Origin of the sequence: Capsulimonas sp. (genome assembly GCF_039929585.1) — a bacterium.
Taxonomy (GTDB): domain Bacteria; phylum Armatimonadota; class Armatimonadia; order Armatimonadales; family Capsulimonadaceae; genus Capsulimonas.
On the sequence record NZ_JBDSQY010000226.1, the window covers coordinates 1 to 3478 of the forward strand.

At 61.3% G+C, this 3478-nt stretch carries 3 protein-coding genes; 1 reads left to right on the forward strand and 2 read right to left on the reverse strand.

Features of this window, described 5'->3' with window-relative positions:
• A partial coding sequence (locus ABIZ35_RS16755) for a polysaccharide biosynthesis/export family protein (protein ID WP_348221073.1) occupies nt 1-770 on the reverse strand: 770 nt, incomplete at its 3' end.
• A gap of 229 nt (nt 771-999) precedes the next feature.
• Nucleotides 1000-1203, reverse strand: a complete 204-nt coding sequence (locus ABIZ35_RS16760) for a cold-shock protein (protein WP_119320307.1) — start codon at nt 1201-1203, stop codon at nt 1000-1002.
• 776 nt (nt 1204-1979) lie between these two features.
• Between ABIZ35_RS16760 and ABIZ35_RS16765 the strand changes: the two genes are divergently transcribed.
• Nucleotides 1980-3320, forward strand: a complete 1341-nt coding sequence (locus ABIZ35_RS16765) for an SWIM zinc finger family protein (protein WP_348221074.1) — start codon at nt 1980-1982, stop codon at nt 3318-3320.
• Nucleotides 3321-3478 lie beyond the last annotated feature (158 nt).

Consider the following 3478-nt stretch of genomic DNA (forward strand, 5'->3'; position numbering starts at 1 on the left):
TCCGTGGTTCCCGATCGCTGGAGCTGAATGGAGGACGGATCGGCGGAGACGGTCAAGCCGCCAGCCGCCTGTACGGCGTCGATCAGCGTGGACTTCGCCGGCAGCAGAAGAGTGCCAGGCTTGTTCACCTGCCCGCGAAGGCTGACCTGAAGCGGCGCCGGGGCGGCTTCCTTGGTGCGGACGAAGATCACGTCGCCGTTACGCAGCTGGGGATTGCCCGCCGCGACCTGACTGGTCAGATAAGAACCGTAGTTGACAACTTCCTTACTGTGGGTCTCGCCAGGCAGTCCGTGCGTAATCTCGACAGTGGCGAGGTCCGCGACCGCCGTGGGCGCGTTGGTTTGCAGCAAGTCGTTCAGGTGTGCATCGGAGCGCATCAAACGGTCGCCGGGGGTCGTAACCGCACCGGTGACGGAAACCCCGATGCCGCCCAGGTTCACCAGGCGAACGAGCACTTGAGGATTGCGATAAATCTTTTTCAAGGCCTTCGTGATTGCGGTCTGTGCTTCGGCGACGCTCATGCCTCGGACTTGGATCTGATTCACGTACAACATGGTGATGTTGCCCGACGCATCCACGATGTAATCGCCGGTAATGTCGGTTTCACCCGCCACGGTCACGTTGATCTTGGCGTTGGTGTCGAGCGCGTCGGGCGCCTGAGCGCAGGCGGGACGCGCGAGTGTTCCTTCGGTCACGGCGAACGCCGTTCCAAAGAGCGCGAGGGCGAGGATCGCCCTGCCGGTGGCCAAAAATCTGGGAGTACGCATCATAGTCGTGTTGACTTCCTCTGTTGTATCGCAAACGCGCAATGGCGGAGCCAATGGCGTTATTGCGGGATGGGCGCCAAGAGCAGGGGCGCGGGAGCCGAATGACAAAAGCCAGCCGCCGCAGAGAGCGCTTGCTCACGGCGAGGCGGCTGGCTTCATTATACCGCCGAATGCGGAGTGTTGAAATTGTTGTGAGGCCCCTGCCGTCCCGCCTGCGAATAACAGGCTGGGATTAGGCTTGCGGGACGACGTTTTCCGCCTGAGGCCCTTTCGGACCGTCGGCGACCTGATATTCCACTTCCTGACCTTCGCGCAAAGACTTGTAGCCTTCCGCTTGAATGGCTGAAAAGTGAACGAATAAGTCCTTGCCTTCGCCGGTATCGATAAATCCGTACCCCTTGGCGTCACTGAACCATTTGATCTTGCCTGTCGGCATTGTCGTGATCTCCTCTTTCCTTCGCTCGCTTCGTTCCGCAAAGGCCACGCCCCAATGCCCTGAAATGGCTGGCGACTGTCCGACCTTACGCTGATACGGCTTTACTATAAATGCTGTCGTCTAAATACAGGACGCGGCGCGCTCCAAAAACGGCCGTGGAGCCTGCCGGATTATCGAGAGAATAGCGATCGAAAGCAGATGCCTGTCTCCCATTCACAATCTCCCGAATCAGTCCGACCCAGACAGCGGGATCGAACCAAAATGTGCTTCCGCGAGAAGCCCGCGGAAATATAAAATCGTGAGAAACGCCGCCCTTGATGAGAGAAAACGTTCCGCTGGATAATATTCGGTCAAGGTGAAAGGGCGGTCAGGGTGGGACGGCGGGAAACGACGCAGGGCCGCTTAACATTGTATTGATCGCAACAGGCGACACAATACATGCAAGCAGCGACGAGCGAGGCCGGGCAATTACGATGTACGGAAGGGTATATCATTGGTCGTGCTCCGAAAACCGCTGCGGCTCAACGGTTATTCATAGGTAGTCCGCCGCAGAGAAGCATCGCCGGGCGATACGCTCTCGTAATATTACTGTAGCAATTCCCGTGCCAAGTGCCTCTAATTTGGAACCCTGGGTTACTTTTTTTTTCGGCCTTCATGAAGGGGTAGCGGCAGTACATTCAGATACTCATTGTACACGATAAACCAGTAAATTTCCCGGGATGAATTCACAAAAAAACAGAAGGATTTTTATCCAAAATAACCGAATGGATGTTCCTATGGCGATTTCATGGACAACGGATCAAGCACTGGCGCTCGCTCCGGACGCAAGCTCCGCTAAGGCAGGGCGGGAACTATCCAGCGCCGGCAAGTGGGTGACGCTCGGCCGGCGCGGCGAAGCCATCTGGGGCGAATGCAAAGGCAGCGGCGCCAGCCCCTATCGGACACAGGTCGATTTGACCGAGCCCGCGTTCCGGTGCAGCTGCCCAAGCCGCAAGTTCCCCTGCAAGCATGGACTGGGATTGATGCTGATCTTCGCCGCCGATCCCGCCGCGCTCGCGGACGCTGAGCCGCCCGCCTGGGTGTCCGAATGGCTCGCGAGCCGGGCCGAGCGCGCGGAGAAGCAGACGCAGAAGGCGACCGAGCCGGAAAAGCCCGCCGACACGGCGGCGCAAGCCAAGCGCGCCGCGCAGCGTGAGGCCAAAGTCGCGGGCGGCGTCCAGGAGCTGGACCGCTGGATGCGGGACCTGATGCGCGGCGGCTTCGCCGAGATCGCCTCCCGCCTCTACTCCTATTGGGATACCCCCGCCAAACGAATGGTGGACGCGCAGGCGCCGGGCCTAGCGCGCATGATGCGCGAAATGGCCGGCATCCCCGCGACGGGCTCAGGATGGCAGGAGCGGCTGCTGGAGCGCCTTGGGCGTCTGCACCTTCTCCTGCAAGGCTATGGACGCCTGGAAACACTTCCCGCGGAGACCCAGGCCGATATCCGAACCGCGATGGGCTTCAATGTCAGTCAAGAGCAAGTTCTCGCCGAGCCAGGCGTGCGCGACCGATGGTTCGTCGCCGCCCAGCGGGTTGAGGAAGAAGAACAGCTGCGCGTGCAGCGCACATGGCTCTGGGGCGAACAGTCCGGTTCCCCCGCCCTTGTCTTGAGTTTCGCACACGCCAGCCAGCCCATCGGCGACGGGCTTGTTCCGGGGTCTTTACTGGACGCCGACCTTGCATTCTTCCCCGGCGCCTTCCCCCTTCGAGCTCTGGTCAAGACGCGTCACGAAGCCGTTCCCTCCGTTTCGGACATCCCCGCGCATGGATATCCGACCATCGAACTGGCGACAGCCGCCTACGCCGCCGCGCTCGCCCGCTCGCCCTGGCTGGACCGTTACCCCTTCGCCCTGCGCGATGTATTTCTCGCTGCAAGCGAGGGCCAATGGGAGGCGCAGGACACCGAAGGACACGCCTTGCCGATCTCACCGTCGTTTGCGCACGGATGGCGTTTGATGGGAATTGCCGGCGGACGCCCCGTCACGCTTTGGGGAGAATGGAACGGCGCGTCGTTCCTGCCGCTCAGCGCCTGGGCGGACGGCCGATTTTACGCACTCCCTGGAGGCGCCCAATGAAAGCATGGACCGACCTCATCACCCAGGCGCTCCTCGGCACGGAGCGCGGCGCTCCCGCGCCGACACTCGCCACGGGCCCGCTGGGCGATCTGCTCGCACGCGCTCCCCAGGATGACCGCGAACAAACGATTCTCAGCGCCGCCGCGATGTTGGGATCG